Annotated in this window: 3 protein-coding genes; all 3 read left to right on the top strand. The window is 55.1% G+C overall.

Annotation, left to right across the window (positions count from 1 at the left end; genetic code table 11):
- A partial coding sequence (locus tag AC1DWF_RS31350) for an NAD-dependent epimerase/dehydratase family protein (protein WP_476842499.1) occupies window positions 1-646 on the top strand: 646 nt, incomplete at its 5' end.
- A 1-nt stretch (window position 647) separates the two neighbouring features.
- Window positions 648-1,955, top strand: a complete 1,308-nt coding sequence (locus tag AC1DWF_RS31345; protein ID WP_476842498.1) for a UDP-glucose dehydrogenase family protein — start codon at window positions 648-650, stop codon at window positions 1,953-1,955.
- Between the two features lie 2 nt (window positions 1,956-1,957).
- A complete protein-coding gene (locus tag AC1DWF_RS31340) occupies window positions 1,958-2,827 on the top strand; it encodes an SDR family NAD(P)-dependent oxidoreductase (protein WP_476785914.1) in 870 nt (289 codons plus the stop codon).
- Window positions 2,828-3,089: the final 262 nt, after the last annotated feature.

The raw sequence follows: 3,089 nt of genomic DNA, 5'->3' as shown, positions 1-3,089 counted from the left end.
GGAAGCGATGCGCGCAAATGGCATCCGCAAGATAGCCTTCTCATCAACCGGTTCGGTATACGGCGAGGCACAGGTTGTCCCAACGCCGGAAGACGGACCTTTTCCAATACAGACCTCTCTTTACGGCGCATCTAAAGCCGCTGGCGAAGGGCTGATTTCAGCCTATTGCGAGGGGTTCGGGTTTCAAGCCTGCATATTCCGCTTCGTGTCGATTCTTGGGGAGCGTTATACCCATGGCCATGTCTTTGACTTCTACCAGAAGCTGATGGCAGACCCTACGCGCCTTCCGATCCTTGGAAACGGCAAGCAGCGCAAATCCTACCTCTATGTTCAGGATTGCATCGATGCGATCCTGCTTGCCATGGACAAGGCCGGCGAGAAGGTCAACATCTTCAATTTGGGCGTTGACGGCTACTGCGAAGTAAACGATTCGATCGGCTGGATTTGTGAAAGCCTAGGCGTGTCACCTCATCTTGAATACACTGGCGGTGACCGTGGCTGGATCGGAGACAATCCGTTCATCTTCCTCGATACTACCAAAATACAGTCCCTCGGTTGGAAGCCCAAATTCACTATCCGCGAGGGCATCCTGAAAACCGTGGACTACTTGCGGTCAAATGAATGGGTTTTCGAAGCGAGGCATTGAAATGCGTATTGCTGTTCAAGGCCTTTGGCATCTTGGTTCCGTCACCGCCGCGTGTCTAGCATTCGCAGGACATCAGGTTACCGGTGTCGATGCAGATAGCGAGACCATCAATGGCCTCGCACAGGGCCGAGCTCCTTTGCTTGAACCTGGTCTGGATGAGCTCATCAGCGCAGGCCTGTCGAGCGGCACGTTGAAATTCACTACGGACGCCGTGGCTGCGCTTTCCGACGCCGAGCTGCTGTGGATTGCCTATGATACGCCCGTCGATGAGGACGACCAAGCTGATGTAGATTTTGTTGCTTCTAGGGTAGAGGCAAGCTTGCCGCTCCTGCCCCTCGGAGCAGTGGTATTGGTTTCGTCCCAGATGCCGGTCGGATCGGTCTCTGCGCTGGAGGGTCGGGCTCGCGAGCTTGGCCGGCAGGATATCCGTTTTGCTTGCAGTCCGGAAAACCTGCGTCTCGGTAATGCCCTTAAGGTGTTTCTGGATCCTGACCGCATCGTCATCGGCGTCCGGGACGTACAGACCAAGGAATTTTTGCAACGTGTGCTTCTACCAAYAACCGCTAGGATCGAGTGGATGTCGGTCGAATCCGCTGAGATGACGAAACACGCGATCAACTCTTTCCTTGCAACATCCATTACCTTCGCCAATGAGATCGCCGCCATATGCGAAATGGTTGGAGCGGACGCCAAGGAAGTTGAGCGAGGCCTTAAGTCGGAGGCGCGGATCGGCCCTAAGGCTTATCTGTCGCCAGGTGGCCCGTTCGCTGGCGGGACGCTCGCCCGCGATATCCTGTTCCTGGAACAGAAAAGTAGCGCATACGGACTGGCGTCGCCAATTCTGTCGTCTGTCAAGGTGAGCAACGACGAACACAAAGGGTGGGTGCGTCGCAAGATCAGTGGTCTTGTCGATACTCTCACCGGGGTCAATGTCGCTGTCTGGGGACTGACATATAAACCCGGCACCAGCACTCTGCGACGATCGCAATCGGTGGAGCTATGTAATTGGCTCATCGAACAAGGTGCTAATCTCCGAGTTCACGATCCTGCGGTGCTCAATTTGCCTGAGCAGTGGCAAAACAAGGTCACGCGCTACAACAATGCACGAGATGCGGTATCAGACGCTGAGATTTTGGTTGTGGGAACGGAATGGCCAGAATACCAAGCTGAAATCGCGGCGATCCAGCCAGAAATTTGCAACCGTATCACCTTGATCGATGCAAACCGCTTTCTTGGCACTCAAGCGCAAGCCCAAGGCATCGCATATGTCGCGGTCGGCAGCAAGCAGACCCATAAGGAAACAAACTGAATATGCAGCTAGCTGGCAGAATTGCCGTCATCACAGGCGCTAATCAAGGCTTGGGACTGGAGATTGCTAAGGCCTATCTCAAGGCCGGCGCCAACCTGATGATCTGCGCCAGAAATGCGCAGCTCCTGTCTCAGGCTCACGCTGACTTACAGGCGGTCGCAGGCCCGAGACAGAAGGTCATGTCGCTCGCTGCAGACGTGTCGAAGGAATCGGACGTGCTGGCTGTGGCAGAGGCCACTCTTGCCGAGTTTGGCGATTGCCATATCCTTGTCAACAACGCTGGGGTGTACGGTCCGAAAGGCGATATCGAAGAAATCGATTGGTCCGACTGGGTTCGTGCCATGGAGATCAATGTCTTTGGCTCGGTGATGATGTGCAGAGCACTGCTTGGTCACTTCAAAAGCAAAGGGTACGGCAAGATCATCCAGCTGTCAGGTGGGGGTGCGACAAATCCCCTGCCGCGCGTCAGTGCTTACGCTGCGTCGAAGGCTGCCATCGTGCGCTTTGCAGAAACTCTGGCGGAAGAAGTTCGGGGAAGCGGCATCGACGTCAATTGCATAGCACCGGGCGCTCTTAATACGCGGATGTTGGAAGAGGTTATTGAGGCGGGCCCCGAAAAAGTAGGCAAAGCGTTCTACGAAAGATCACTTAAGCAGAAAGAAACTGGCGGGGCTCCCCTGGAGGCAGGGGCCAGTCTTGCGCTCTTTCTGGCCTCTGCCAAGAGCGATGGCATTACGGGCAAGCTGATTAGCGCCATGTGGGACAACTGGGAGCAATGGCCGGAGCATCGCGACGAGTTGGCCACTTCAGACGCTTATACACTCCGTCGTATCACTGGTCGCGATAGAGGAATTGCCTGGGGCGACAAATAAATTGAGCCTTCTGGAAAGGCTCCCAAGCTATGGGCGCTCCTGGCAATGGCAGTTTAGGAGTTCAAAGCGTCCGCAGAATACGGAATGTACTGCAAAACTGCCTCACACGAGCAACATTGGCTTGCGTATCCGGCCATCGCAACGTTATCGATTCCGCCGTATCCGATCAGAAGGGTTTAGCGTGCATGACAGATAAACGCCCAGGTGTGGCCATTGTTGGCTGCGGGCTGATTGGTCAAAAACGAGCCGCAGCTTTGGGCGC

This window comes from Aminobacter sp. P4_D5 (assembly GCF_056401815.1).
The sequence above is the reverse complement of the archived record's forward strand: the minus strand, read 5'-3'. Positions and strand labels throughout refer to the sequence as shown.

Coding starts and splice junctions, on each gene's coding strand:
- AC1DWF_RS31340 (WP_476785914.1), top strand. CDS start 1,958: ATGCAGCTAGCTGGCAGAATTGCCGTCATCACAGGCGCTAATCAAGGC.